At 74.6% G+C, this 25,119-nt stretch carries 21 protein-coding genes; 6 read left to right on the top strand and 15 right to left on the bottom strand.

Annotated elements, in window-relative coordinates; all coding sequences use genetic code 11:
• Positions 1 to 6: 6 nt before the first annotated feature.
• Together ectA and PV343_RS31900 are read right to left on the bottom strand one after the other, a co-directional pair.
• On the bottom strand, positions 7 to 525 hold the full coding sequence (gene ectA / locus PV343_RS31905) for a diaminobutyrate acetyltransferase (protein ID WP_319150519.1): 519 nt from the start codon (positions 523 to 525) through the stop codon (positions 7 to 9).
• Between the two features lie 330 nt (positions 526 to 855).
• Positions 856 to 1,956 (bottom strand): pyridoxal-phosphate-dependent aminotransferase family protein, encoded by a 1,101-nt coding sequence (locus tag PV343_RS31900; protein WP_319150518.1) that lies wholly within the window; start codon positions 1,954 to 1,956, stop codon positions 856 to 858.
• 141 nt (positions 1,957 to 2,097) lie between these two features.
• Between PV343_RS31900 and PV343_RS31895 the strand changes: the two genes are divergently transcribed.
• From PV343_RS31895 to PV343_RS31875, 5 genes are all read left to right on the top strand, one after another.
• Positions 2,098 to 2,946, top strand: a complete 849-nt coding sequence (locus tag PV343_RS31895; RefSeq protein WP_319150517.1) for a transporter substrate-binding domain-containing protein — start codon at positions 2,098 to 2,100, stop codon at positions 2,944 to 2,946.
• Positions 2,943 to 3,776: an amino acid ABC transporter permease gene (locus tag PV343_RS31890; protein ID WP_319150516.1), complete on the top strand. Its 834-nt coding sequence runs from the start codon at positions 2,943 to 2,945 to the stop codon at positions 3,774 to 3,776. Before PV343_RS31895 ends, PV343_RS31890 begins: the two co-directional genes overlap by 4 nt.
• Complete coding sequence (locus PV343_RS31885) at positions 3,773 to 4,567, top strand: amino acid ABC transporter ATP-binding protein (protein WP_319150515.1); 795 nt, start codon at positions 3,773 to 3,775, stop codon at positions 4,565 to 4,567. Before PV343_RS31890 ends, PV343_RS31885 begins: the two co-directional genes overlap by 4 nt.
• Positions 4,568 to 4,585: 18 nt before the next feature.
• Entirely contained in the window at positions 4,586 to 5,677 is a 1,092-nt protein-coding gene (locus PV343_RS31880) for an amidohydrolase family protein (RefSeq protein ID WP_319150514.1), read from the top strand.
• A 190-nt stretch (positions 5,678 to 5,867) separates the two neighbouring features.
• Positions 5,868 to 6,758, top strand: a complete 891-nt coding sequence (locus tag PV343_RS31875; protein WP_319150513.1) for an SCO1860 family LAETG-anchored protein — start codon at positions 5,868 to 5,870, stop codon at positions 6,756 to 6,758.
• Between the two features lie 81 nt (positions 6,759 to 6,839).
• Here PV343_RS31875 and cobC read toward each other — a convergent pair whose 3' ends face one another.
• The 6 genes from cobC to cobM are packed head-to-tail and all read right to left on the bottom strand — an operon-like array spanning position 6,840 to position 13,148.
• Positions 6,840 to 7,913, bottom strand: a complete 1,074-nt coding sequence (gene cobC, locus PV343_RS31870) for an Rv2231c family pyridoxal phosphate-dependent protein CobC (RefSeq protein WP_319150511.1) — start codon at positions 7,911 to 7,913, stop codon at positions 6,840 to 6,842.
• Positions 7,903 to 8,814 (bottom strand): sirohydrochlorin chelatase, encoded by a 912-nt coding sequence (locus PV343_RS31865; RefSeq protein ID WP_319150510.1) that lies wholly within the window; start codon positions 8,812 to 8,814, stop codon positions 7,903 to 7,905. The genes cobC and PV343_RS31865 overlap by 11 nt, the downstream gene beginning before the upstream one ends.
• Positions 8,811 to 9,398, bottom strand: a complete 588-nt coding sequence (locus tag PV343_RS31860) for a precorrin-8X methylmutase (protein ID WP_319150509.1) — start codon at positions 9,396 to 9,398, stop codon at positions 8,811 to 8,813. The genes PV343_RS31865 and PV343_RS31860 overlap by 4 nt, the downstream gene beginning before the upstream one ends.
• Entirely contained in the window at positions 9,395 to 11,095 is a 1,701-nt protein-coding gene (cobJ, locus tag PV343_RS31855; protein ID WP_319150508.1) for a precorrin-3B C(17)-methyltransferase, read from the bottom strand. The genes PV343_RS31860 and cobJ overlap by 4 nt, the downstream gene beginning before the upstream one ends.
• Positions 11,092 to 12,333: a precorrin-6y C5,15-methyltransferase (decarboxylating) subunit CbiE gene (cbiE, locus tag PV343_RS31850; RefSeq protein WP_319150507.1), complete on the bottom strand. Its 1,242-nt coding sequence runs from the start codon at positions 12,331 to 12,333 to the stop codon at positions 11,092 to 11,094. The genes cobJ and cbiE overlap by 4 nt, the downstream gene beginning before the upstream one ends.
• Positions 12,330 to 13,148 (bottom strand): precorrin-4 C(11)-methyltransferase, encoded by an 819-nt coding sequence (gene cobM, locus PV343_RS31845; RefSeq protein WP_319150506.1) that lies wholly within the window; start codon positions 13,146 to 13,148, stop codon positions 12,330 to 12,332. The genes cbiE and cobM overlap by 4 nt, the downstream gene beginning before the upstream one ends.
• A 118-nt stretch (positions 13,149 to 13,266) precedes the next feature.
• Between cobM and PV343_RS31840 the strand changes: the two genes are divergently transcribed.
• Complete coding sequence (locus PV343_RS31840) at positions 13,267 to 13,998, top strand: ZIP family metal transporter (protein ID WP_319150505.1); 732 nt, start codon at positions 13,267 to 13,269, stop codon at positions 13,996 to 13,998.
• A gap of 278 nt (positions 13,999 to 14,276) precedes the next feature.
• Here the strand turns inward: PV343_RS31840 and cobI are convergent, their stop codons facing one another.
• The 7 genes from cobI to PV343_RS31805 are packed head-to-tail and all read right to left on the bottom strand — an operon-like array spanning position 14,277 to position 25,079.
• A complete protein-coding gene (gene cobI, locus PV343_RS31835) occupies positions 14,277 to 15,008 on the bottom strand; it encodes a precorrin-2 C(20)-methyltransferase (protein WP_319150504.1) in 732 nt (243 codons plus the stop codon).
• Entirely contained in the window at positions 15,005 to 16,381 is a 1,377-nt protein-coding gene (locus PV343_RS31830; RefSeq protein WP_319150503.1) for a cobyrinate a,c-diamide synthase, read from the bottom strand. The genes cobI and PV343_RS31830 overlap by 4 nt, the downstream gene beginning before the upstream one ends.
• Positions 16,375 to 16,974, bottom strand: coding sequence for a cob(I)yrinic acid a,c-diamide adenosyltransferase (cobO, locus tag PV343_RS31825; RefSeq protein ID WP_319150502.1), 600 nt, complete (start codon positions 16,972 to 16,974; stop codon positions 16,375 to 16,377). Before cobO ends, PV343_RS31830 begins: the two co-directional genes overlap by 7 nt.
• Positions 16,974 to 18,986: a putative cobaltochelatase gene (locus PV343_RS31820; protein ID WP_319150501.1), complete on the bottom strand. Its 2,013-nt coding sequence runs from the start codon at positions 18,984 to 18,986 to the stop codon at positions 16,974 to 16,976. The genes cobO and PV343_RS31820 overlap by 1 nt, the downstream gene beginning before the upstream one ends.
• On the bottom strand, positions 18,983 to 22,633 hold the full coding sequence (cobN, locus tag PV343_RS31815) for a cobaltochelatase subunit CobN (protein WP_319150500.1): 3,651 nt from the start codon (positions 22,631 to 22,633) through the stop codon (positions 18,983 to 18,985). The genes PV343_RS31820 and cobN overlap by 4 nt, the downstream gene beginning before the upstream one ends.
• Positions 22,630 to 24,138 carry a cobyric acid synthase gene (locus tag PV343_RS31810; protein WP_319150499.1) on the bottom strand — a complete coding sequence of 503 codons (1,509 nt, stop codon included), beginning with the start codon at positions 24,136 to 24,138 and terminating at the stop codon, positions 22,630 to 22,632. The genes cobN and PV343_RS31810 overlap by 4 nt, the downstream gene beginning before the upstream one ends.
• Positions 24,135 to 25,079 (bottom strand): cobalamin biosynthesis protein, encoded by a 945-nt coding sequence (locus tag PV343_RS31805; RefSeq protein WP_319150498.1) that lies wholly within the window; start codon positions 25,077 to 25,079, stop codon positions 24,135 to 24,137. The genes PV343_RS31810 and PV343_RS31805 overlap by 4 nt, the downstream gene beginning before the upstream one ends.
• Positions 25,080 to 25,119 lie beyond the last annotated feature (40 nt).

Genomic DNA, 25,119 nt, shown 5'->3' with positions numbered 1-25,119 from the left:
CGCTCCTCAGTGCGCGGTGGCGGGGGTCAGCGGGCCGATGCGGTACAGGACTTCCGGATCGTGCGGGCCGTCCGGGAAGAGCCCTGCGGGGAACAGCACCTCACGGGTGAGGTCGGCGCCGTGGCGGGCGGCGAACGAGGTGAACAGGCGCTCGGAGGCGGTGTTCCCGGGACTGATGGTGGTTTCGAGGCGGGTGATGCCGCGGTCGGCGGTCAGCCGGGCGGCCAGCCCGTCCAGCAGCGCGGCGGCGATGCCGTGGCCCTGGTGGGCGGCGTCGACGGCGACCTGCCAGACGAGCAGCGTGGTGGGGTCGTCGGGCCGCACGTAGCCGGTGACGAAACCGACGGGCTCGCCGTCCGCGCCGCGCGCCACCGCCGAGGTGCCGGCGAAGTCCCGGCACCACAGCAGATAGGCGTACGAAGAGTTCAGGTCGAGGGTTTCGGATTCCTTGGCGAGACGCCAGAGCGCGGCTCCGTCGGCCATCGCGGGTCGGTCGATGAGAAGGTCTGCTGGTGCGGCAGTCATGCGGCACGAATTTAGCGAGGCAAATTGAAAAATGCACGGGTGGCTGGAGTGCTCCAAGTGGCCAACTAGGTGGTATGTCCGAGTTGTCCCAGTACAAATCGGGACAGAACCAACCCTCTGTGGAGTGTGTCACAACCCGAAAAGCCCCGAGTGGGCCCGGCGCAACCTCGTTGTTTAGGGTCGCAAAAAGCGGGCAGAAGAAGACGGGAAGCTATCGACGAATGAATTCGCAGAAATTGTGAAGCCAATTTGAATTCTGGGCTCGAAAACGAGAACGGCCCGCGCGAAAGGCGCGGGCCGCTCCGTATGGCGTCCCCGGGGGACCCCCGGCTACCGCCAGGCACCGTCCACGGCGACGCGGGCCGCCGCGAGGTCCACGGCGACGCCCCGTTCGGCGAGGGTCGCGCCGAGGGCGGCCAGCGAGCCGTGCACGGCGGCCGGGGTCGCGTCGGGCCCGTAGTGGTTGACCCGGATCATCTCCTCGACCAGGGCGCCGCCGCCGGCGGCCAGCGGCAGCGCCGGGTCGCTCGCCAGGGCCCGGGCGACCAGCTCCCGGGCCGAGTGCCCGGCGGGCGCGCGCAGGGTCGTGGCCACCGGCGCCGCGTCCCGGGCCTCGTGCACGTACGGCGTCAGACCCCCGCCCAGCGCCGTCACGCCCGCCCGGGTCGCCGCGGCGGCCGCGGCGTGCCGGGCCATCACCGCCTGGGCGCCCGCCGACTCGATCCGCTCCAGGCAGGCGTCGAGGGCCAGCATCTCCAACTGCGCGGGAGCGTGCGGCAGCGCCTTGCGGCCGCCGTCGATCCACCGCTCCTTCCAGTCGAGCAGGGACAGGTAGGAGCGGCGCGGGGCGTGCGGGTTGGCCGCCATACGGGCCCACGCCCGCTCGCTCACCGAGATCGCCGACACGCCCGCCGGGCCGCCCATCGCCTTCTGGGCCCCGATCACGCACAGGTCGACCCCCCAGGCGTCCGGCAGTACGGGCTCGGCGCCGACGGAGGCGACCGCGTCCAGGTAGAACAGCGCGCCCTGCTCCCGCACCGCCGCGCCGATCTCCGCGACCGGGTTGGTGTTGCCCGTCGCGGCCTCGGCGTGCACCAGGGACACGAAGTCGATCTCCGGGTGCTCGGCGAACGCCTCCCGGACCCGGTCGGCGGTCACCGCCGTGTGGAAGGGCACCGCCAGGTCGTGGACCGTCGCCCCGGAGTCCCGGAGCCAGTCGCCGAAGGTCTGCCCGTACGGACCGGTGATCACGTTCAGCGCGACGGTACCGGGGCCGGCCGCCGCGCGGATCGCGCCCTCCAGCGGCAGCAGGGCCTCGCCCTGGGTGATCAGCACGTCCTGCCGGGTCGCCAGCAGCCGGGCCACCCGCTCCTCGATGGCGGCGAACCGCCCGGCGGTCAGCGGGGGCAGGTCGAGGAAGGGGTGGGTCACGACGGTGCTCTCTTCGTGCTCGGGGGAGTCGACTCCCTCGATCTTAGGTCGGACGGCCCCGTAGCCATCGGTTTGATTTGAGAGACTCAAACTCTTCCTTATAATCGGAACCCACTCTTCCCCCACTGGAGATCTCCCCCCATGAAAACGCTCTCCGGGCGCCGGACCCGCCTCCTCGCCGCCACCACCGCGACCGCCGGACTCGTGCTCGTTGCCGCCGGCTGCTCCTCGAACGGCGGCGGGAGCGGCGGTGCCACCGTCAAGGGGGTCCACCTCGTCAAGGCCGGTCAGCTCACCACCTGCACCCACCTGCCGTACCCGCCGTTCCAGTCCGAGGTCAACGGCAAGGTGCAGGGCTTCGACGTCGCCCTCATCGACCTCGTCGCCAAGAACCTCGGGGTCAAGCAGCAGATCGTCGACACGCCCTTCGAGAACTTCAAGACCGGCGCCTTCCTGAACTCCGGGCAGTGCGACCTGGCCGCCGCCGGCATGACGATCACGCCGGAGCGCAAGAAGAACGTCGACTTCTCCGACCCGTACTTCGAGGCCACCCAGGCCGTCCTGGTCGACAGGAGCAGCGGGGTCGACTCGCTCGCCGACGTCAAGGCCAAGGGGAAGAAGCTCGGCGCGCAGGCGCAGACCACCGGCGAGGACTACGCCAAGAGCAAGGGCTACGACCCGGTCTCCTTCGAGTCCTCCGACGCCGTCCTCAACGGACTGCGCACCGGACAGGTCCAGGCCGTCGTCATCGACTACCCGGTCGTCCAGGGCTGGCTGAAGGACAAGGCCAACGCGGACAAGTTCAAGGTCGTCGACAACCTCAAGACCGGTGAGCAGTACGGCTTCACCGTCAAGAAGGGCAACGCGGCACTGCGCGAGGCCATCGACAAGGCCCTCAAGGACGCCAAGGCCGACGGCACCTACAAGAAGATCTACGAGCAGTGGATCGGCCCGTACGACGCCTCCGTGGCCTCTCCCGCCGGCTCATGACCGACACGGACGTACGGCCCCGGCCGAAGAAGAAGGGGCTGACCCGGCGCCAGAAGCGCCGGGTCTCCCGCGGCATCCAGTACGTCGTGTTCGTCGCCGCCGTGATCGCCGCGGCGGTCTCGGCGGACTGGGGCCGGCTGCAGAACCAGTTCGCACAGGGCGGCATCGCCCGGCAGATGTGGCCTGACGTGCTCACGCTGGCGCTGAAGAACACCGTCCTGTACACGGTGTCCGGCTTCGTCCTGGGGCTGCTGCTCGGCCTCGTCATCGCGCTGATGCGGCTGTCCTCGGTCGGGCCGTACCGCTGGGTGGCCGGCCTCTACATCGAGGTCTTCCGCGGGCTGCCCGCCCTGCTGATCTTCGTCTTCATCGCGGTGGCCGTGCCCCTGGCCTTCCCCGGCGCGGAGATCCCGGGCGGCACCTACGGCAAGGGCGCCCTCGGCCTCGGCCTCATCGGCGCCGCCTACATGGCGGAGACCTTCCGCGCCGGCATCCAGGCGGTGCCCAAGGGGCAGACGGAGGCCGCCAGGTCACTGGGCTTCTCGCCCGCCCGGGCCATGGTCTCCATCATCATCCCGCAGGCGTTCCGGATCATCCTCCCGCCGCTCACCAACGAGCTGATCATGCTCTTCAAGGACTCCTCGCTGGTGCTGCTGCTCGGTGTGACCCTGGAGGAGCGCGAACTGTCCAAGTTCGGCCGGGACCTGGCGAGCACCACCGCCAACTCCACGCCGATCCTGGTCGCGGGCCTGTGCTACCTGCTGGTCACCATCCCGCTCGGCTTCGTCGCCCGCCGCCTGGAGGCCAGGGCCCAGGAGGAGATCAAGTGAGCCGCCCCGAGATCCGCGTCCAGGGCCTGCACAAGTCCTTCGGCGACAACCACGTCCTGCGCGGCATCGACCTGGAGATCGACCAGGGCGAGGTCGTCTGCGTCATCGGTCCGTCCGGCTCCGGCAAGTCGACGCTGCTGCGCTGCGTGAACCTGCTGGAGGAGCCCAGCGAGGGCCAGGTCTTCGTCGGCGGCACCGAGATCACCGATCCGGACGTCGACATCGACGCCGCGCGGCGGCGCATCGGCATGGTCTTCCAGCAGTTCAACCTCTTCCCGCACCTGACGGTGACGGAGAACCTCACCCTGCCGCAGCGCAGGGTGCTCGGCCGCGGCAAGGCGGAGGCCGCCCGGGTCGCCGCCGGGAACCTGGCCCGGGTCGGCCTGGCGGAGAAGGCGGCCGCCTACCCGTCCTCCCTGTCCGGCGGCCAGCAGCAGCGGGTGGCCATCGCCCGCGCGCTCGCCATGGGCCCGGACGTGATGCTCTTCGACGAGCCGACCTCCGCGCTCGACCCGGAGCTCGTCGGGGACGTGCTCGCCGTGATGCGCGGGCTCGCCGAGGAGGGCATGACCATGATGGTCGTGACCCACGAGATGACCTTCGCGCGCGAGGTCGCCGACCGGGTCGTCTTCATGGACGGCGGGGTCGTCGTCGAGGACGGCAGCCCCGACCAGGTGATCGGCGCCCCGCGGCACGAGCGCACCCGGCACTTCCTGTCCCGGCTGCTCGACCCGGCGATGGCCGAGGTGGAGGAGGAGACCTCGGACCAGGTGGGCGAGTCCCGGCCGTAGCTCACTAAGGTGCGGTGCATGAGCGATCAGCCGGTGCTGCACGTGAAGGGCCGGGTCCTGGCGGGGCCCGAGGACGTCCGCGACGAACTGTGGGTGGTCGGGGGCCGGATCTCCTTCGACCGCCCCGCCGCCGCCCGTGACGTCCGGACCGTCGAGGGCTGGGCGCTGCCCGGCCTGGTCGACGCGCACTGCCACGTCGGGCTGGGTGCCGAGGGCCCGGTCGACGCGGACACCGCAGAGAAACAGGCGCTGACCGACCGGGAGACCGGCACCCTCCTCATCCGGGACGCCGGCTCGCCCTCCGACACCCGCTGGATCGACGGCCGCGACGACCTCCCGAAGATCATCCGGGCCGGCCGGCACATCGCCCGCACCCGCCGCTACATGCGCAACTACGCGCACGAGATCGAGCCGGACGAACTCGTCGCCTACGTCGCCCAGGAGGCCCGGCGCGGGGACGGCTGGGTCAAGCTGGTCGGCGACTGGATCGACCGCGACCTCGGCGACCTGTCGGCCTGCTGGCCGCGCGAGGCGGTCGAGGCGGCCATCGCCGAGGCCCACCGGCTCGGCGCCCGGGTCACCGCGCACTGCTTCGCCGAGAGCTCGCTGCGCGACCTCGTCGAGGCGGGCATCGACTGCATCGAGCACGCCACGGGCCTGACGGACGACCTCGTTCCGCTGTTCGCCGAGCGCGGTGTCGCGATCGTCCCGACGCTGGTCAACATCGCCACCTTCCCGGACCTGGCGGCGGGCGGCGAGCGCAGGTACCCGCGCTGGTCGGCGCACATGCGGCGGCTGCACGAGCGCCGCTACGACACGGTGCGCGGCGCCCACGACGCCGGCATCCCCGTGTTCGTCGGCACGGACGCGGGCGGCTCGCTGGCCCACGGGCTGGTGGCGGCCGAGGTCGCCGAACTGGTCACCGCGGGGCTCTCACCGGTCGCCGCGCTGTCCGCGACGAGCTGGGGCGCCCGCGCCTGGCTGGGCCGCCCCGGCCTGGAGGAGGGCGCGCCGGCCGACCTGGTGGTGTACGAGTCCGACCCCCGGGCCGACGTGCGGGTGCTGGCGGCGCCGCGGCGGGTGGTGCTGAACGGGCGGATCGTCGAGTAGGCGGGGTGCGTGGGTGCGTGGAGCCGGGGGAGCGGTGCGGGCGGGTGACAGAACGCCTGTGCCCGATGATTCGAAGAGGTGTGCTGAAACTCCACGATGGAGTGAAGTAACGCAGGATGGCTGACCGTTCACCCACAGTGCGTAAAAGTTGACGGGTCCCAAGCAAGTTCCTTCTGGGGGTCCCACCGCCTTGAACAGCCACTTCTTCCGCATGCCCGCACGTCGTCTCGCCGCCGTCGCGACGGTCACCGCCCTCACCGCGGCGCCCGCCGCCCTGGGCGCGGGCGCCGCGCACGCGACCACCGGTCACGGTCGCGCCTCCGCCGTCGTGCTCCGCACCGGGCTCGACGTCTCCCTGCTCAACAAGACCGTGAACGTCCCGCTCGCGGTCAGCCTCAACGACGTCAAGGCGCCGGCGAGCGCCGAGAGGACCACGCTGACGGCGCGGCTCGACGGCGTCGACGGCGGCAGGCCGTTCACGGTCCTCGGCGCCCAGGTGGCGTCGGCCAGGGCCACCGCGAACGGCCATCTCGCCGAGGGCTCGGTCCGGCTCGTGCACGCCCGGGTGCACGTCCCCGGCCTGCCCCTGCTCTCCCTGATCGACGTCGGCACGGTCACCGCCAAGGCGACCTGCGCGGCCGGGAGGAAGCCCGTCGCCTCGGCGAACGTCCTGGGCGCCGTCACGGTCCTGGGCAAGCGCGTCACGCTCACCGCCGGCGGCCCCACCGAGGTGAAGGTGCCCGGCGTCGGCGACGTCCGGCTCGACCTGTCCCAGCGCCGGACGACGTCCCGCACGGCGGCCGCCACGGCCCTCCGGCTCAAGGTCTCGATCAACCCGCTGAAGCTCAACGTGGCCGACGTGGAAGGTACGGTCACCCTGGCCGCCGCGACCTGCGAGGCCCCGGTCAAGCACACGGTCCCGAGCCAGGCCCCGACCGCCGACGTGAAGCCCCAGGGCACCCAGGCCGACCTCGCGGAGACCGGCGGCAGCTCGGCGACGCCGTACATCGCGGGCGGCGCGCTGGCCCTGCTCCTGGCGGGCGGCGGAGCGGTGACGGTGGCCCGCCGCCGCCGAGGCTGAGCCCACAGACCACCACGGCCGGGCGGGTGGGCGCCCGGCCGTCGGTGGCCTGATGGGGCCCCGAGGGCCCGGGGCGGGCCGCTAGGGCAGGACCGCCGTCAGGGCTCGCAGGAAGTCGGTCGCCGTGGCCCGGTCGCGAACGGCGATGCGGATCCACTGTTCGTCCAGGCCGGGGAACGTGTCTCCGCGGCGCACCGCGTAGCCCAGGTCGCGCAGCCGGTGCCGTAGCGCGGCCGCGTCCGGCAGGCGGACCAGGACGAACGGGCCCTCCGCCGGGGCCACCACCCGTACGCCGCGGTCCGCGAGGCCGGTCAGGCCGGCCACCAGGTGGGCGCGGTCCGCGGCCGTCCGGTGGGCCGCGTGCGCCGCCTCCGCCAGCGCGCGCGGCGCCACGCACGCGCGGGCCGCGACCAGCGCCGGCGTCGACACCGGCCACAGCGGCTGGGCGCGCTCCAGCTCGGCGATGGTCCCGGCCGCGGCCAGCACGTACCCGATCCGCAGCCCGGCCAGACCCCACGTCTTGGTCAGACTGCGCAGCACGACGAGACCGGGCACGTCGGTCCGTCCCGCCAGCGCCTCCCGCTCGCCCGGCACCGCGTCCATGAACGCCTCGTCGACCACCAGCGTCCGCCCGGGGCGGGCGAGCGCGGCGATCGTCCCGGCCGGGTGCAGCACCGACGTGGGGTTCGTCGGATTGCCGATCACCACCAGATCCGCGTCCTCGGGAACGGCCGCCGGGTCGAGCCGGAAACCGTCCGTCTCCCGCAGCAGCACCCGGTCCACCGTGTGCCCCGCGTCGCGCAGCGCCGCCTCCGGCTCCGTGAACTGCGGGTGCACGACGACCGGCCGGCGCACCTTCAGCGCCCGCGCCAGCAGCACGAACGCCTCCGCCGCCCCCGCCGTCAGCAGCACCCGCTCCACCGGCAGCCCGTGCCGCGCGGCCACCGCCGCCCGCGCTGCCCGCCCGTCCGGGTAGGCCGCGAGCGACGCCAGCGAGCCGGAGATCTCCTCGCGCAGCCAGCGCGGAGGCGTGTCCGCGCGGACGTTGACGGCGAGGTCGACCAGCCCGGCCCCGTCGTCCCGCACCTCGGCGTCCCCGTGGTGGCGCAGATCGTGCCCGGTGCCCGGGGCCTCCCGGTGGTCCTCAGTGTGCATGGCTGTGCGAGTGCCCCCCGTGATGGTGGTGTTCGTGGTGGTGCCCGTCGTCGTCCGGGTGGAAGTGCGGCTGCTGCGGCAGCCCCACCTTGTCCTCGAAGCCCGGCAGCGCGATCCGGTACACGCACGAGTCGCAGTTCATGCGCAGATCACCGCGCACGGCCTCCTCGTACCGCTCCATCACCAGGTCGAGCAGCTCCGGCTCGGGCCCGATGACGTCCGCCGCACGCACCTCGGTCTCCGGGTGGGCGGCCGCCCACTCCTCGGTCTGCCGCCGCACCCGGTCCGGCAGGATGCCGGTGAACAGGAAGTACGGCAGCACGACGATCCGCCGCGCCCCCAGCCTGGCGCAGCGGTCGAGGCCGCTCGGCACGTCCGGCGCCGCCAGCGACACGAAGGCCGTCTCGACACCGGCGTACCCGCGCCCCTCCCACAGCAGCCGGGCCGCCTTGTGCACCTCGGCGTTGGCGTCCGGGTCGGTCGAGCCGCGCCCGACGAGCAGCACGGTCACCTCGGACCGGTCGGCACCGTCCAGCACCTCGTCCAGGCGCCGCTCCAGCACGTTCAGCAGCGACGGGTGCGGGCCCAGCGGACGGCCGTAGGTGTACGAGATCCCCGGGTGCCGCTCCTTCTCCCGGGCCAGCGCCGCCGGGATGTCACCCTTGGCGTGCCCGGCGGACACCAGCATCAGCGGCACGGCCGCGAACCGGCGCACGCCCCGGCCGACCAGCTCGGCGACGGCGTCGCCCAGCGGCGGCGGGGACAGCTCGATGAAGCCGCCCGCGACGGGCAGTTCGGGGTGGCGGCGGCCCAGCTCCCGGACGAAGTCGCGGAACGCCTCGGCTCCCGCGTCGTCACGGGTGCCGTGGCCGGCGATGAGCAGGGCGGGCGGGGTGGTCACGAGGTCTCCTCAGGTGAAACGGGGTGATACAGCAGGGCGTTGAGCGCGGCGGAGGCGACCGCCGAGCCGCCCTTCTCGGACACGTTGCTCACGGCGGGCAGTCCGCTCGCGCGCAGCGCCTCCTTGGACTCGACCGCTCCGACGAAGCCGACGGGCAGGCCGATGACGAGTGCGGGAGCGGCGTCCAGGGTCAGCAGCTCCTCCAACGCGGTCGGGGCGTTGCCGATCACCCACAGGGCGCCGGGCCCGACCTGCTCGTAGGCGAGCCGGATCCCGTGCGCCGAGCGGGTCAGCCCGGGTCCGGCCGTGGCGTCCCGCAGCCGGCAGACGGTCTCCCGGCGGGTGATGCCGGCGCCGACCATCTCGACGTCCACGACGACCGGCGCCCCGGCGTGCAGCGCCGCGTGCGCCCGCACCAGGTCCTCCTCGGCCATGACGAGATCGTCCGCGTACTCCAGGTCGGCGGCGGAGTGGATGACCCGCTCCACCACCGCCCGGGTCAGCGGCGGGAAGCCGGAGGTGTCGAGCCGGGCCCGCAGCCGCCGGTAGGACTCCTGCTCGATGGGGTGGACGATCCGGTTCACCGGGCCTCCTCCCCGGCGCCCTGCCAGCGGTAGCCGCGCGGGGTGACCATGCGCCCCGCGATGTTCCGGGTCGCCGTGTTGCCGACGGTCACGACCGTCATCATGTCGACCGTCGCCGGGTCGAGGGCGCCGAGCGTCGTCACCCGGCTCGACCCGTCCGGCCGCGACGCGTTGCGCACGACACCGACGGGCGTCTGCGGCTCCCGGTGCCCGGCGAGGATGGCCAGCGCCTTGGGGAGCTGCCAGTCCCGGCCCCGGGAACGCGGGTTGTAGAAGGTGACCACGAGGTCCGACTCGGCCGCCGCGCGCACCCGGCGCTCGATCACCTCCCACGGCGTGTGCAGGTCGGACAGCGAGATCGACACGTGGTCGTGGCCCAGCGGCGCGCCCAGGATCGCCCCGGCGGCCAGCGCGGCCGTCACCCCGGGCACCCCGACCACGTCGATGTCGTCGGACGCCTCGGCGAGCGCCGGGGAGGCCATGGCGTACACGCCCGCGTCCCCGCTGCCGATCAGCGCCACCGCGTGCCCCGCACGGGCCTCGGCGACGGCCGTACGGGCCCGCTCCTCCTCGGCGCCGAGACCCGACTCCAGCACCCGGGTACCGGGCCGCAGCAGGTCGCGGATCTGGTCGACGTACTGGTCGAGCCCGACGAGGACGGACGCCCGGCGCAGCTCCGCCGCCGCGCGCGGGGTGAGCAGGTCGCGGGCACCGGGCCCGAGTCCGACCACCGCGAGCCGGCCGCGTCCGGGCCGCCGTACGACGGCGCAGGTCGCCATGGCCGGCTGCCCGTCGGCGCGCTCCGACTTCCGCTTGGGCACGAGGAGTTCACCGCCGCGCAGCAGGGCGGCGGCCTCGGCCACGGACGGGGTGCCGACGGCCGCGAGGGGGGCTCCGGAGGGGTTGGGCACCTCGACCGCCGCCAGCTCCTCGGCGGAGTACGTCACCAGGGGCACCCCCAGCCGTTCCGCCGCGGCCACGATGCCCGGCTCGCCGGACTTGGCGTCCACCGTGGCGAGTTCGGCGACGGACCGGGCGCTCAGCCCCGCCCCGCGCAGCGCCTCCTCGACCAGGCCGACGACCTCCTCGGTCGGCGCGCCCCGGGACGCGCCGACCCCGACCACCAGCGTCGGCGGCCTGAGCAGAACCTCCCGCTCGCCCGGCGCGCCGGCCCGGTCGGTGAGCCGGACGGTGTACTCGCCCCCCGCGGAGAAGGGCAGCGGCGGCAGCGGCCACGCCACCTCCGCCTCGAGCGCCACGGGCTCACCGTCCAGCAGGGCGCGGGACACCGCGGCCACCGCACCCTCGTACGGCAGCCCGAGCGTGTCCAGGCCCGGCAGCCCGACGGCGTCCGTCGCGGTCGTCACCACCGGCTCGGCGCCCAGCAACCCGCCCACCTCGCGGGCGAGTTCGTTGGCCCCGCCGCCGTGCCCGCCGAGCAGCGACACCGCGAACCGGCCGCCCTCGTCCACGCACACCACGCCCGGGTCGGCCGCCTTGTCGCCGAGCAGCGGCGCGAGCAGCCGTACCACCGCGCCCGTGGCCAGGAAGCACACCAGCTGGTCGCACTCCGCGAACGCGGCCCGCACGGCCTCCCCGACGGGACCGTCGTACACCCGCGTGCGGTCCGGCCAGGCCGCGGCCAGCCGGTCCCGCGCCGCCGCCCCCGCCGCGGTGGCGGAAATCAGGCCGATCACTGAGCAACTCCTTCTCTGGACACCGGGGTTCTGACGCCCCACAGCAAAAACACCGGATTGGTCGCCGCCAGCCGGGTCACGTCCCCGGGCAACGGCGCGAGGCGGGAGGACTGCAGCAGCACCCCGTCGCAGTCGAACCCGGCACCGGCCAACGCCGCACGCGCGGCCGGCACCCGGTCGAGCGCGGCCACGGCCACGACGACCGTCCGCCGCGCCCGCAGGGCGCAGGCGGTGACGACGGCGGGCAGTTCCCGCCCGCCACCGCCGACGAACACCGCGTCGGGGTCGTCGGCGAGGCCGGACAGCGCCCCGGGCGCCGTGCCGTGCACCACGCGCACGTCGACCCCGTGGGCGGCCGCGTTGGCGCGGATCCGCTCCACCCCGTCCGGGGCGCGCTCGACGGCGACGACGGCCGCGCCGAACCGCGCACACTCCACGGCCACCGACCCGGAACCGGCACCGACGTCCCACACCAGGTCGCCCGCGCGCGGACCGAGCCTGGCCAGCGCCAGCGCCCGCACCTCGAACTTGGTGATCATCGAGTCCCGGTGGGCGAACGCGTCCTCGGGCAGCGCCCACGCCGCCGGGCCGGCCGCCGCCCCGGCGACCGTGCGTACCGCGCCGAGCGCCCGCGTCTCGTCCAGGCACAGCACCACGTTCACCGCCGGGCCCCAGTCCCGGGCGGCGGCCTCGGCGGGCGTCACCCGCTCCACCCGCTCGCGCCCCGGATCGCCGAGCGCGCTCGCCACCACCAGGACCCGCCCCTCGCCCAGCGCGGCGCCCAGCTCGGCCGGCCCGGCCCCGGGCCCGGTCAGCACCGCCACCTTCGGATGCGCCCGGCAGACGTTGACGGCCGTACGCGGGTCACGGCCGTGCGCGCTCACCACGACCGCGTCGTCCCACGGCAGCCCGATCCGCGCGAACGCGGCCGCCACCGACGAGACCCCGGGCCGCACGTCGAGGCGTCCGGCGCCGAACCGCTCGGCCAGCGCCCGCACCACCCCGAAGAAGCCCGGGTCCCCGGAGGCCAGCACGACCACCGGCAGCTCCTTGCCGACGTACTCCGCGATCGTGTCCAGGGCCGGGGCCAGCGGCCCGAGCACGACCCGCTCCGCGCCCTCGGGCAGCGGTGCCGCGTCCAGGTGCCGCCGTCCGCCGACGACCAGCGCCGCCCGCGCCAGGACGTCCGCGGGCGGCGGCGCGCCCGCGCCCGTCCCCGTGCCGACGACCGTGATCAACTCTTCGTCCGCTGCTCGCGCAGGGCCCGCCGGGCCTCCGGGTCGGCCTTGCGGTACCCGTGGAAGTGCCCCGGGTGGTACAGGTGCGAGCGGGTCCCGCTGGCACCCAGGGCCGGGCCGACCAGGAACAGCGTGTGCTTCCAGAGCTTGTGCTCCTTGACCGTCTCCTCCAGCGTGCCGATCGTGCACCGCGCGAGCAGCTCCTCCGGCCAGGTCGCCTGGTACGCGACGACCACCGGGGTGTCGGCCGGGTAGCCGCCCTCCAGCAGCTCCCGCACCAGCTGCCCGCTGCGGGCCGCCGACAGGAAGACGGCCATGGTGGTGCCGTGCCGGGCGAACTCGCGCACCTCCTCACCGGGTGGCATCGGCGTCTTGCCGCCGCCGAGCCGGGTGAGCACCACGGACTGGGCGACCTCCGGGATGGTCAGCTCGCGCCGCGCGAGCGCGGCGACGGCGGAGAAGGACGAGACGCCGGGCACGACCTCGGTGTCGATGCCGATCTCGGCGCACCGGTCGAGCTGCTCCTGCGTACCGCCCCACAGCGCCGGGTCGCCGGAGTGGATCCGCGCCACCTTCAGCCCCTCGGTCAGGGCGCGCCGGTAGACGGCCACGACGTCCTCCAGGGACATGGTGGCCGAGTCCAGGATCTCCGCGCCCTCGCGCGCGTGCTCGAGGACCTCCGCCTGGACCAGGCTCGCCGCCCAGATCACCACGTCGGCGTCGGCGATCGCGCGCGCGGCGCGGAAGGTCAGCAGGTCGGCGGCGCCGGGGCCGGCACCGACGAAGGTCACCTTGCCGGTGGGGGCATCGGCCATGGGAGGGGTCCTCTCGTACGGGAAACGCAAGTCGGAATCAGTGAAATGTCGGGGTCTGGGGGAGTGTGCGCGCCCCCGGATGTGCGCGAAGGCGCCTCCATCGGATAGCAAGGGGCCTATGGCGGTCTTCGTCGCGCTCGGCGCGTTCCTGATGACGCTGGCCGGCGGCTGGACGGCTCAGCGCGTGACCGACCGCAGGCACCTGGTCCTGGGACTGGCCGGCGGTCTGATGCTCGGCGTGGTCGGCCTCGACCTGCTCCCGGAGGCCCTGCACGCGGCCGACCGCGAGGTCTTCGGCGTGCCCGCCGCGCTGCTGCTGTTCGTGGCCGGATTCCTGCTCGCCCATCTGGTCGAGCGCACCCTGGCCGCACGGCAGGCCGCCCACGGCGGCGACGAGCACGACCACCGGGCGCCCGAGGTGGGCCTGACGGCGGCCGCCGCGATGGTCGGCCACAGCGCCATGGACGGCGTGGCGATCGGCGCCGCCTTCCAGGTGGGCGGCGGCATGGGCGCCTCCGTCGCGCTCGCCGTGATCGCGCACGACTTCGCCGACGGCTTCAACACCTTCACCATCACCAGCCTGTACGGCAACGCGCGCCGCCGGGCGATAGGCATGCTCGTGGCCGACGCCTGCGCACCCCTGGTGGGCGCGCTGTCGACCGTTTTCTTCCACCTCCCCGAACCGGTGCTCGGCGGCTATCTCGGTCTCTTCGGCGGCGTGCTGCTCTATCTCGCCGCCGCCGAGATCCTCCCCGAGGCCCACCACGAGCACCCCGCCCGTTCCACCCTGCTGTGCACGGTGGCGGGTGCCGCCTTCATCTGGCTGGTGGTCGGAGTCTCCGGCGGCTGACCGCACCGGCCGCTCCACGTACCGGCCCCCGTCCTCCTGCCCCGACGGGCTCGCGTGCCGGCCCCGGGCCTCCTGCCCCGACGGGCTCGCGTACCGGCCCCCGTCCTCCTGCCCCGACGGGCTCGCGTGCCGGCCCCGGGCCTCCTGCCCCGACGGGCTCGCGTGCCGGCTCAAAGCCTCCCGCACCGGCCGGTCCGCGTGCCGGCCCCGGGCCTCCTGCCCCGACGGGCTCGCGTGCCGGCTCAAAGCCTCCCGCACCGGCCGCTCCACGTACCGGCTCACAGCTTCCCGCCCCGTCCGCCCTCGCGCCGCGGCGGAGCGATCAGCGTGGACAGGTACGGCAGCGCCGCCCCGTCCAGCTCGCCGGCCGGCCGCACCGACTCCTCGGGCAGCCCGAGCGCGGACCCCCACACGGCGTCCCCGATCCGGCCCGTCTCCCGCAGTGCCTCGGCCACCTCGGCGGCCTGCCGCCCGAACTTGTACGCCACCACGGTCCCCGGCCCGGCCAGCGCCTCCTTCAGCACGGCGGAACCCGCCGTCACCGGCACCAGCGTCAGCGGCTCGGTCCCCTCGGTGAGCACCGCGCCCGAGCGCGCCGCCAGGTCCTGCATGGCGGTGATCCCGGGCACGGTCTCCACCACCACGCCCGGCACCAGCTCGGCGATCGTCTGCGCGAGATACGTGAACGTCGAGTACACGTTCGGGTCCCCGATGGTGGCGAAGGCGACGGAGCCGAACCGTTCGAGCAGCCCGGCCACCCGCGCGCCGGCCGCGTCCCAGGCCGCCTCCCGCCGCGCCCGGTCGGTCCGCTCGTTCAGCGCGAACACCACCCGGACCACCTTGTCCTCGGGCACGTAGTGCAGCACGGTCGCCTCCGCCCGCCCGCGCTCCCCGCTGTCCATCACGGGCACGACGACGACGTCCGCCGCGCGCAGCGCGTTGACCCCCTTGACGGTCACCAGCTCCGGGTCACCGGGACCGACCCCGACACCGACCAGCCTGCTGCTCATGACGTCCGGCACCTCTCCACGAACCGACGGGCCACACCGGGCTCGGACGCCCAGTGCGTGTGCAGATAACTCGCGTGCACGCCCTGCTGCACGAAACCTTCGACCCGCCGGGCCGGGGCCAGCAGCCCCCAGGCGGGAGCCGCACCGGCGCCGGGTTCGACGAGCGTGCGGTGGAACTCGTGCCCGCGCATCCGGGTCCCGGCGGCGGCCAGCACACTGTCCCCGACGGCCACCGCGTCGCGGTAGCCGAGGGTGAGCCGTTCCGTCATCCGCGCGGTGGCGTCCAGCACCCCGCACATGGGCCGGCCGTCCAGTTCCCGGCAGAGGTAGAGGAGCCCGGCGCACTCGGCCGCAACCGGGGCGCCGCCGAGGGCCAGCTCCGCGATCTCCTTGCGCAGCGGCTCGTTGGCGGACAGCTCACCGGCGTACACCTCGGGGAAGCCGCCCCCGACGACCAGCCCCGCGGTCCCGTCCGGCAGCCGCTCGTCGTGCAGCGGGTCGAAGGTGACGACCTCGGCCCCGGCGGCGGCGAGCAGCTCGGTGTGCTCGGCGTAGGAGAAGCTGAACGCGGGCCCACCGGCGACGGCGACGACGGGCGCCCGCTTCCCGGCGGACCGAGTCGGGTGGTGGGTCGGCGAGGCGGGGCTCCAAGGGGCGGAGCCCCCGGGAAGGGCACCGGCTCCCCGGGCGAGTGCTTCCAGCGCGTCCAGATCGCACCCGCGAGCCACCTGCGCCGCCATGGCGGATACGGCCTCGACCGCGGCGGAGCGCCGCTCGGCGACGGGTACGAGCCCGAGGTGCCGGGACGGCGTGTCCACCTGCGGGGCCCGCCGCAGCACCCCCAGCACGGGAACGCCGGAGGCGTCCAGCGCCTCCCGCAGCAGCGCCTCGTGCCGGTCCGAGCCGACCTTGTTCAGGATCACGCCGCCGATCCGCACCTCCGGGTCCCAGGAGGCGAACCCGTGCACCAGCGCCGCCACCGAGCGCGACTGCGACGACGCGTCCACGACCAGCACCACCGGCGCACCCAGCAGCTTGGCGACATGGGCGGTGGACGCCAGCTCGCCCTCGCCCGCGGCCCCGTCGTACAGCCCCATCACGCCCTCGACGACCGCCAGGTCGCACCCCCGCGCCCCGTGCAGGAACAGCGGGGCGACCAGTTCGGGGCCGCACAGGTAGGCGTCCAGGTTCCGTCCCGTGCGCCCGGTCGCGAGCGCGTGGTACCCCGGGTCGATGTAGTCCGGCCCGACCTTGTGCGGGGACACGGCGAGCCCCCGCGCGGCGAACGCGGCCATCAGCCCCGTGGCGACGGTGGTCTTGCCGCTGCCGGACGACGGCGCGGCGACGACCAGCCGGGGAACGGACGTCACCACTCGATGCCCTTCTGGCCCTTCTGGCCCGTGTCCATGGGGTGCTTCACCTTGGACATGTCGGTGACCAGGTCGGCGAAGTCCACGAGCTTGTCCGGCGCGTTCCGGCCGGTGACCACCACGTGCTGGGTGCCGGGCCGGTTCCGCAGCACGTCGACCACCTCCTCGGTGTCGACCCACCCCCAGTGCATCGGGTACGCGAACTCGTCCAGCACGTACAGCCGGTACGTCTCGGCCGCGAGGTCGCGCTTGACCTGCTCCCAGCCCTCCCGGGCCTTCTCCTCGTTGTCCATCTGCGCGTCGCGCTGGACCCAGGACCAGCCCTCGCCCATCTTGTGCCAGTCGACGGTCCCGCCCTCGCCGGAGGCGCCGAGGACGCGCAGCGCGTTCTCCTCGCCGACCTTCCACTTCGCGGACTTGACGAACTGGAACACCCCGATCGGCCAGCCCTGGTTCCAGGCGCGCAGCGCGAGCCCGAACGCGGCCGTCGACTTGCCCTTGCCGACGCCCGTGTGGACCACGACCAGCGGCCGGTTGCGCCGCTGCCGGGTCGTCAGCCCGTCGTCCGGCACCACACTCGGCTGTCCCTGCGGCATTACGCGGCCCTCCCCGGCGTCCTCTGCGTCCCCTGCACATCCCTGACCAGACCGGCGATCGAGTCGGCCCGCAGCCCGTCCAGGGTCACGGCCGTACCGCCCAGCTCTCCCGCGAGCTGCCCGGCGAGCCCGAGCCGCACCGGCCCCGACTCGCAGTCCACGACCACCGAGGCGACCCCGTCGGCGGCGAACAGCCGGGCCGCGCGGCCCGCCTGCACCACCGGCTCCGGACCGCCGGTCGCCCGCCCGTCGGTCACCACCACGACCAGCGCCCGGCGCGCCGGGTCCCGCAGCCGCTCCACCCGCAGCACCTCGTGCGCCCTGAGCAGCCCCGCCGCCAGCGGGGTGCGCCCGCCGGTCGGCAGCGACCCGAGCCGGGCCGCCGCCGCGTCCACGGAGGAGGTCGGCGGCAGCGCCACCTCGGCCGCGGCACCCCGGAAGGTCACCAGACCGACCTTGTCCCGCCGCTGGTAGGCGTCCAGCAGCAGCGACAGCACGGCGCCCTTCACCGCGCCCATCCGCTGCCGCGCCGCCATCGACCCGGAGGCGTCCACCACGAACAGCACGAGGTTGCCCTCGCGGCCCTCCCGGGTCGCCTGCCGCAGATCGTCCCGGCGGATCACCAGGCCCGGTCCCGACCGGCCGCGCGCCCGCTGGTGCGGGGCGGCCGCCTGCACGGTGGCCGCCAGGTGCAGCTTGGTCAGCGTGCCCCGGGGCCGCCTGGCCCCGGTGGTCCGCCCGTGCTCGGTGCGCGCCCGGGAGCGCCGGCCCGCGGCGCCCTCGCCGATGCCGGGGACGCTCAGCGCCTTGGTCCGGAAGGGCTCGGCCGCCGGCGCGGCGGCCTGCTCCCGCGCTCCGGACGCCTGCGGTTCCCCGCCCTCGCCGGCCTCCGGCCGCGCGGCGGTGTCCCCGCCGCCCTGCGGTCCGTCGTCGGGCCGCGGCCCGCCGCCGCCCCCGCCGGGACCGTCCGGATCGGGGTCGTCCTCGCCGCCGTCGTCGTCGCCGGCGTACTGCTCCAGCGTGTCGTCGAGCTTGTCCTCGTCCAGCCCCGGCGCGTCGAACGGGTTGCGCCGGCGCCGGTGCGGCAGCGCGAGCAGCGCGGCCTGCCGTACGTCCTCGGCCAGCACCTCGGTCCGCCCGGCCCACGCGGCCAGCGCGGTCGCCGTGCGCGCCATCACGATGTCGGCCCGCATGCCGTCCACCTCGAAGGCCGCGCAGGTCGCCGCGATCTGCCGCAGCGCGCCGTCACCGAGGCGCACCTCGGGCAGCAGCCGCCGCGCCACGACGATCCGCTGCCGTACGGCGGCCTCCTCCGCCGCCCAGCGCGCGGCGAAGCCGTCCGGATCGTCGTCGTACGCCAGCCGGCGCCGTACGACCTCCACCCGTTGCTCCGGCTCCCGGGAGGCGGCGACCTCCACGGTCAGCCCGAACCGGTCCAGCAACTGCGGGCGCAGTTCGCCCTCTTCCGGGTTCATGGTGCCGACCAGCAGGAAGCGGGCCGCGTGCCGCACGGAGACGCCCTCGCGCTCCACGTACGACGCCCCCATCGCCGCCGCGTCCAGCAGCAGGTCGACCAGGTGGTCGTGGAGCAGGTTGACCTCGTCGACGTAGAGGATGCCGCGGTGCGCGTCGGCCAGCAGGCCCGGCTCGAACGCCTTGACGCCCTCGGCGAGCGCCCGCTCGATGTCGAGCGCGCCGACCAGCCGGTCCTCGGAGGCGCCGACCGGCAGCTCGACCATCCGGGCCGGCCGGTCCGCCCCGCCGCCCGGCTCGTGCGGGCCGTCGGGGCACGCCGGGTCGGGCGCGGCCGGGTCGCAGGAGAAACGGCAGCCGGGCACCACGGCGACCGCCGGCAGCAGCGCCGAGAGGGCGCGCACCGCCGTCGACTTGGCGGTGCCTTTCTCGCCGCGCACCAGCACACCGCCGACCGCCGGCGAGACGGCGTTCAGCAGCAGCGCGAGCCGCAGGTCGTCCTGGCCGACCACGGCCGTGAACGGGAACGGGGTGGTCACTGGTCGCCCTCCAAGTCGCCTTCCAGCTCCAGATAGGTGGCGCGCAGCCGCTCCAGCGTCTCCGCGTCCGGTTCCGCCCACAGCCCGCGGTCCGCCGCCTCCAGCAGCCGCTCGGTGATCCCGCGCAGCGCCCACGGGTTGGACTGCTTCATGAAGTCCCGGTTCTCCGGGTCGAACACGTACTCCGCGCTGAGCTTCTCGTACATCCAGTCGTCGACCACGCCCGCCGTGGCGTCGTAGCCGAACAGGTAGTCCACGGTGGCCGCCATCTCGAAGGCGCCCTTGTAGCCGTGCCGGCGCATGGCCGCCATCCAGCGGGGGTTGACCACGCGCGCCCGGAAGACGCGGTGGGTCTCCTCGCCCAGCGTCCGGGTCTTCACCTGATCGGGCGTGGCCGAATCACCCACGTACGCCTCGGGGTTGGCACCGGTCAGATGCCGGACCATGGCGACCATGCCGCCGTGGTACTGGAAGTAGTCGTCGGCGTCGACCAGGTCGTGCTCGCGGGTGTCGACGTTCTTCGCGGCGACCGCGATCCGCCGGAACGCCGTCTCCATGTCACCGCGCGCCGCCCGCCCGTCGAGCCCGCGGCCGTACGCGTAGCCGCCCCACACCGCGTACACCTCGGCGAGGTCGGCGTCGGAGCGCCAGTTGCGGGCGTCGATCAGCGGCAGCAGCCCGGCGCCGTACGCGCCCGGCTTGGAGCCGAACACGCGGGCCGTGGCCCGGCGCCGGTCGCCGTGCCCGGCGGTGTCCTCGTCGGCGTGTGCCTTCACGAAGTTGCGGTCGGCCGGCTCGTCCAGCTCGGCCACCGCGCGCACCGCGTCGTCGATCAGCCCGACCACATGCGGGAACGCGTCCCGGAAGAAGCCGGAGATGCGGACCGTGACGTCGATGCGCGGCCGGCCCAGCTCCGCCGGCGGGACCACCTCGAAGCCGGTCACCCGGCGGGACGCCTCGTCCCACACCGGACGGCAGCCCAGCAGCGCCAGGATCTCGGCGATGTCGTCGCCCTGGGTGCGCATCGCGGACGTGCCCCACACGGTCAGACCCACCGAGCGCGGGTAGTCGCCGGTGTCCTGGAGGTAGCGGGCGACGAGCGAGTCGGCGAGCGACTGCCCGACCTCCCAGCTCAGCCGCGAGGGGATCGCCTTGGGGTCGACCGAGTAGAAGTTCCGGCCGGTCGGCAGGACGTTGACCAGACCCCGGGTCGGCGATCCGGACGGGCCCGCCGGGACGTAACCGCCGTCCAGGGCGTGCAGGATGTGCCCGATCTCGTCGGTGGTGCGGGCCAGGCGCGGCACGACCTCGGCGCAGGCGAACTCCAGCACGGCCACCGCCTCGGGAAGTTCGGTGCCGAGCACGCCCCGCAGCACCGCGGGGACGACCGCACGGTCCCAGGCCCGGTCCTCCAGGGCCTCGGCCGCCCGCCGGCACAGCTGCTCCAGCAGGTCGATCGCGTCGGACGCGGTGCGGGCCGGACCGTCCACCAGGTCGGTCAGCTCCACCGGCACCTTCACCGGGGCGCCGGGCTCGGCCAGCAGTTCCTTCTCCACCAGCCCGAAGTGCGCGGCCAGCGAGGCCCGCAGACCCGGCAGGGCGTTCGCCTGTCCGCCCCACACCTGCGCGGCCCGCAGCACCGCGAGGACGAGGTTCACCCGCGGCTCGCCGACCGGACCGCCGCCCAGGACGTGCAGTCCGTCGCGGATCTGCACGTCCTTGATCTCGCACAGGTAGCCGTCGATGTGCATGACGAACTCGTCGAACGCCTCGTCGTCCGGCTGCTCGTCCACGTGCAGGTCGTGGTGCAGCTCGGCCGCCTTGACCAGCGTCCAGATCTGCGCGCGGACGGCCGGGGCCTTCGCCGGGTCCAGGTCGGAGACCAGCGCGTACTCGTCGAGGAGCTGCTCCAGCTTGGCCAGGTCGCCGTAGGTGTCGGCGCGCGCCATCGGCGGGACGAGGTGGTCCACGACGGTGGCGTGCCCACGCCGCTTGGCCTGGGTGCCCTCACCCGGGTCGTTGACGATGAACGGGTAGATCAGCGGCAGTTCGCCGAGGACCGCGTCCGGCGCGCAGCCGGCGCTCAGGCCGAGGCCCTTGCCCGGCAGCCACTCCATGGTGCCGTGCTTGCCCATGTGGACCACCGCGTCCGCGCCGAAGCTCCGGTCGAGCCAGCGGTAGGCCGCCATGTAGTGGTGCGAGGGCGGCATGTCCGGGTCGTGGTAGATCGCGATCGGGTTCTCGCCGAAGCCGCGCGGCGGCTGGATCATCACGACGACGTTCCCGAACCGCAGGGCGGCCAGCACGATGTCGTCGCCGTCCACGTACAGGCTGCCCGGCGGCTCGCCCCACGCCTCGGTCATGGCGTCCCGCAGCTCCGCGTCCAGCGTCCCGAACCACTCCCGGTAGTCGGCCAGCGGGACCCGGGCGGGCGCGGCGGCGAGCTGCTCCTCCGTCAGCCACTCGACGTCGTGACCGCCGGCCTCGATCAGCCGGTGGATCAACTCGTCGCCGTTGTCGGGGTAGTCGGTGAGGCCGTAGCCCGCGTCCCGCAGGGCGTCCAGGACGCGCACCGCCGACGCGGGCGTGTCCAGGCCGACCGCGTTGCCGACCCGCGAGTGCTTGGTCGGGTACGCGGTGAAGACCAGCGCGATCCGCTTCTCGGCGTTCGGCTTGTGCCTGAGCCGGGCGTGGCGCAGGGCGATCCCGGCCACCCGGGCGGCCCGCTCGGGGTCGGCGACGTAGACCGGGACCTCGTCCGGGCCCTGCTCCTTGAAGGAGAACGGCACGGTGATCAGGCGGCCGTCGAACTCGGGGATGGCGACCTGCATCGCCGCGTCCATGGGGGAGAGCGCGGCGTCGGACGCCTCCCAGGCGGCCCGGGAGGAGGTCAGGCACAGCCCCTGCAGCACGGGCACGTCCAGGTCGGCGAGCGCCCCGATGTCCCAGGACTCCTCGTCGCCGCCCGCCGACGCCTGCGAGGCGTGCGTCCCGCCGGCCGCGAGTACGGTCGCCACCAGCGCGTCGGCCTTCCCCAGCAGCTCGTACAGACCCGCGTCCGCGCCGCGCAGCGAACCGCAGTACACGGGCAGGGCGTTGGCGCCCTTCGCCTCGATCGCCGCACACAGGGTGTCCACGAAGCCGGTGTTGCCGCTCAGTTCGTGCGCCCGGTAGAACAGCACGCCCACGGTGGGCCGGTCCTCGCGCAGTTCGTACGCCCCGTGCACGCCGTACTCCGGCATGCCCCGAGGCTCCTCGAACCCCTCACCGGTCAGCAGCACGGTGTCGGAGAGGAACCGCGCCAGCTCGGTCAGGTTCGCGGGGCCGCCCTCGACCAGGTACCTGAGCGCCTCCGCCACCACACCCGCCGGGACCGACGACTCGGCCATCAGCTCGGCGTCCGGCACGGCCTCGCCGCCCAGCAGCACGGTCGGCACACCGGACGCCCTCAGGGCGGCCAGCCCGTCCTCCCACGCCCGCTTGCCGCCCAGCAGCCGGACGACGGCGAGGTCGGCGCCGTCGAGCAGCCGGGGCAGCTCCCCGGACACGTCGACCCGGGTCGGGTTCCCGATGCGGTAGTCCGCGCCGGAGGCCCGGGCCGCCAGCAGGTCCGTGTCGGCGGTCGACAACAACAACACAGTGCTCATGCGGGCGCTCCCGGTGGAATGAAAGGCAGTCCTTGCGGCGCGCCCGACTCGATGAGCCGCCACAGCGCGTCCGTGTCCGCGTGCTGTTCGATCAGGTCGCCGAGCCGGTCGAGTTGCTCCTCGCGCAGCGCGGCGAACGAGGTGTCGGGGGCCGGCACGAAGCGGCGTCCCGCGGCGGCCGCCACCTCGCGCAGGAAGGCCCGCCGGAAGCCGTCCGACTCCAGCGAGCCGTGCCAGTGCGTGCCCCAGGTCGGCCCGACCCGGCAGCCGTCGAGGAAGGCGTCCCCGCCCAGCACCTCGGCCACCCCGTGGTGGATCTCGTAGCCCTCGACCCGTTCGCCCAGGGCCTCGCCGGTGGGCCGGGTCAGGGTCTTCTCGCGGGCGAACCGCACCCGCACCGGCAGCAGTCCGAGCCCGGGGACCTCCCCGGCCCGCGACTCGACCTCGTCCTCGATGTGCTCGCCGAGGATCTGGAAGCCGCCGCAGATGCCGAGGGTCGGCCGCCCCTCGGCGGCCCGGGCGCGCAGCGCGTCGGCGAGGCCGCGCTCCCGCAGCCAGGCGAGGGCCCGCACGGTCCCGCGGGTGCCCGGGACCACCACCAGGTCGGCGTCGGCCAGTTCCTCCGGCCGGTCCACGAACCGCACCACGACGCCCGGTTCGGCGGCCAGCGCGTCCACGTCGGTGAAGTTGGACATCAGCGGGATCGCGCACACGGCGACCCGCAGCACGTCCTCGCCGACCGGGGGAGCGACGGTGGACTCCCGCACGGTGCCGCGCAAGGAGACCCGCAGTCCGTCCTCCTCGTCGATGCCGAGCCCGTGCCGGAACGGCAGCACGCCGTACGCCGGCCGTCCGGTGAGGTCCCGGAGCATGTCGAGGCCCGGCTCCAGCAGGCCGACGTCGCCCCGGAACTTGTTCACCAGGAACCCGGCGATCAGCTCCTGGTCCTCGGGGGAGAGCAGGGCGACGGTGCCGAAGAAGGAGGCGAAGACGCCCCCGCGGTCGATGTCGCCCACCACCAGCACGGGCAGTCGGGCGTTCCGCGCGATGCCCATGTTGACGATGTCGGTGCGCCGCAGGTTGATCTCGGCCGGGCTTCCCGCCCCCTCACAGATCACCGCGTCATACGTGCCCCGCAACTCGGCCAGGCAGTCCAGCACCGTGCCCAGCAGCCGCTGTTGACGGCCGCCGTGGTAGCCGCGCGCGCTCATCTCGCCCACCGGTCTGCCCAGCAGCACCACCTGGCTGCTCTGCTCCCCGCCCGGCTTGAGCAGCACGGGGTTCATCTGCGCGGTCGGCTCGATCCGGCACGCCTGGGCCTGCATGGCCTGCGCCCGCCCGATCTCCGCGCCCTCGCGCGTCACGAACGAGTTCAGCGACATGTTCTGCGCCTTGAACGGCGCCACCTTCACGCCCTGGCGCACCAGCCAGCGGCAGATCCCGGCCGTCACGACGCTCTTGCCGGCGTCGGAGGTGGTGCCGGCGACGAGGAGCCCACCGTTCACTTGCCACGTCCCTTCACGAGGAGGCGCGCCGCGGCCGTGACGCCGAGCGCGAGCAGGCCGACGCGGCGGGAGAGCCGTACGGCCCGGTCGATGTCCGTGACCCGGACGGCCCGCCCGGACGTCCCGTTCAGCACGGGCCGGTGCTCGACCCGGCCGGCGTAGGACAGCGTCCCGCCGAGGCGCACCCCCAGGGCGCCCGCGAACGACGCCTCCACCGGACCGGCGTTGGGGCTCGGGTGCCGGTGCGCGTCCGCCTTCCAGGCGCGCAGGGCGCCGCGCGGGTCGGGCCCGGCCGCCGCGGCGAGCACGGCGGTGAGCCGCGCGCCCGGCCAGCCGGCGACGTCGTCGAGGCGGGCGGAGGCCCAGCCGTAGCGCAGGTGGCGGGGCGACCTGTGCCCCACCATCGCGTCCAGGGTGTTGACGGCCCGGAAGCCGAGCAGCCCCGGCACGCCGGCTACGGCACCCCACACCAGGGCGCCGACGACGGCGTCGGAGGTGTTCTCGGCGACCGACTCGACCACGGCGCGGGCGATCCCGTCGGCGTCCAGCGCGTGCGGGTCGCGGCCGCACAGATGCGGCAGCCGCGCGCGGGCGGCCGGCACGTCGCCGGACTCCAGGGCGCGCCCGACGGCCCGGGCCTCCCGGGCGAGCGAAGTGCCCCCCACGACGGACCAGGTGGCGGCCGCGGTCAGCGCGAGGGTGGCGGCGGGGGAGCGGCGTACGGCGCGTTCGGCCAGCGCCCCGAGCGCGACAGCGGCTCCGGCGCACACGCCGGTGTGCAGCGCGCCCCACCCGCGGTGGTCGCGCCACAGCACCCGTTCCACGGCCCCGGCGGCCCGCCCGAACGCGGCGACCGGATGCCCCCGGCGCGGATCGCCGAGGAGCAGGTCGCCGAGGAGGCCGGCGGCGGCGCCGTACGCGTAGCAGCGATCGGCACCCATCGGGTCAGCCGGTCGTCAGGGCAGGCGGGGTCCGGTGGGT

It is taken from the genome of Streptomyces sp. WI03-4A (assembly GCF_033792105.1).
Lineage (GTDB): Bacteria > Actinomycetota > Actinomycetes > Streptomycetales > Streptomycetaceae > Streptomyces > Streptomyces collinus_A.
The sequence above is the reverse complement of the archived record's forward strand: the minus strand, read 5'-3'. Positions and strand labels throughout refer to the sequence as shown.

Coding starts and splice junctions, on each gene's coding strand:
- PV343_RS31895 (WP_319150517.1), top strand. CDS start 2,098: ATGAAAACGCTCTCCGGGCGCCGGACCCGCCTCCTCGCCGCCACCACC.
- PV343_RS31880 (WP_319150514.1), top strand. CDS start 4,586: ATGAGCGATCAGCCGGTGCTGCACGTGAAGGGCCGGGTCCTGGCGGGG.
- PV343_RS31805 (WP_319150498.1), bottom strand. CDS start 25,079: ATGGGTGCCGATCGCTGCTACGCGTACGGCGCCGCCGCCGGCCTCCTC.
- cobO (WP_319150502.1), bottom strand. CDS start 16,974: ATGCCGCAGGGACAGCCGAGTGTGGTGCCGGACGACGGGCTGACGACC.
- cobC (WP_319150511.1), bottom strand. CDS start 7,913: ATGCACACTGAGGACCACCGGGAGGCCCCGGGCACCGGGCACGATCTG.
- ectA (WP_319150519.1), bottom strand. CDS start 525: ATGACTGCCGCACCAGCAGACCTTCTCATCGACCGACCCGCGATGGCC.
- cobN (WP_319150500.1), bottom strand. CDS start 22,633: ATGAGCACTGTGTTGTTGTTGTCGACCGCCGACACGGACCTGCTGGCG.
- cobM (WP_319150506.1), bottom strand. CDS start 13,148: ATGGCCGATGCCCCCACCGGCAAGGTGACCTTCGTCGGTGCCGGCCCC.
- PV343_RS31840 (WP_319150505.1), top strand. CDS start 13,267: ATGGCGGTCTTCGTCGCGCTCGGCGCGTTCCTGATGACGCTGGCCGGC.
- cobI (WP_319150504.1), bottom strand. CDS start 15,008: ATGAGCAGCAGGCTGGTCGGTGTCGGGGTCGGTCCCGGTGACCCGGAG.
- PV343_RS31890 (WP_319150516.1), top strand. CDS start 2,943: ATGACCGACACGGACGTACGGCCCCGGCCGAAGAAGAAGGGGCTGACC.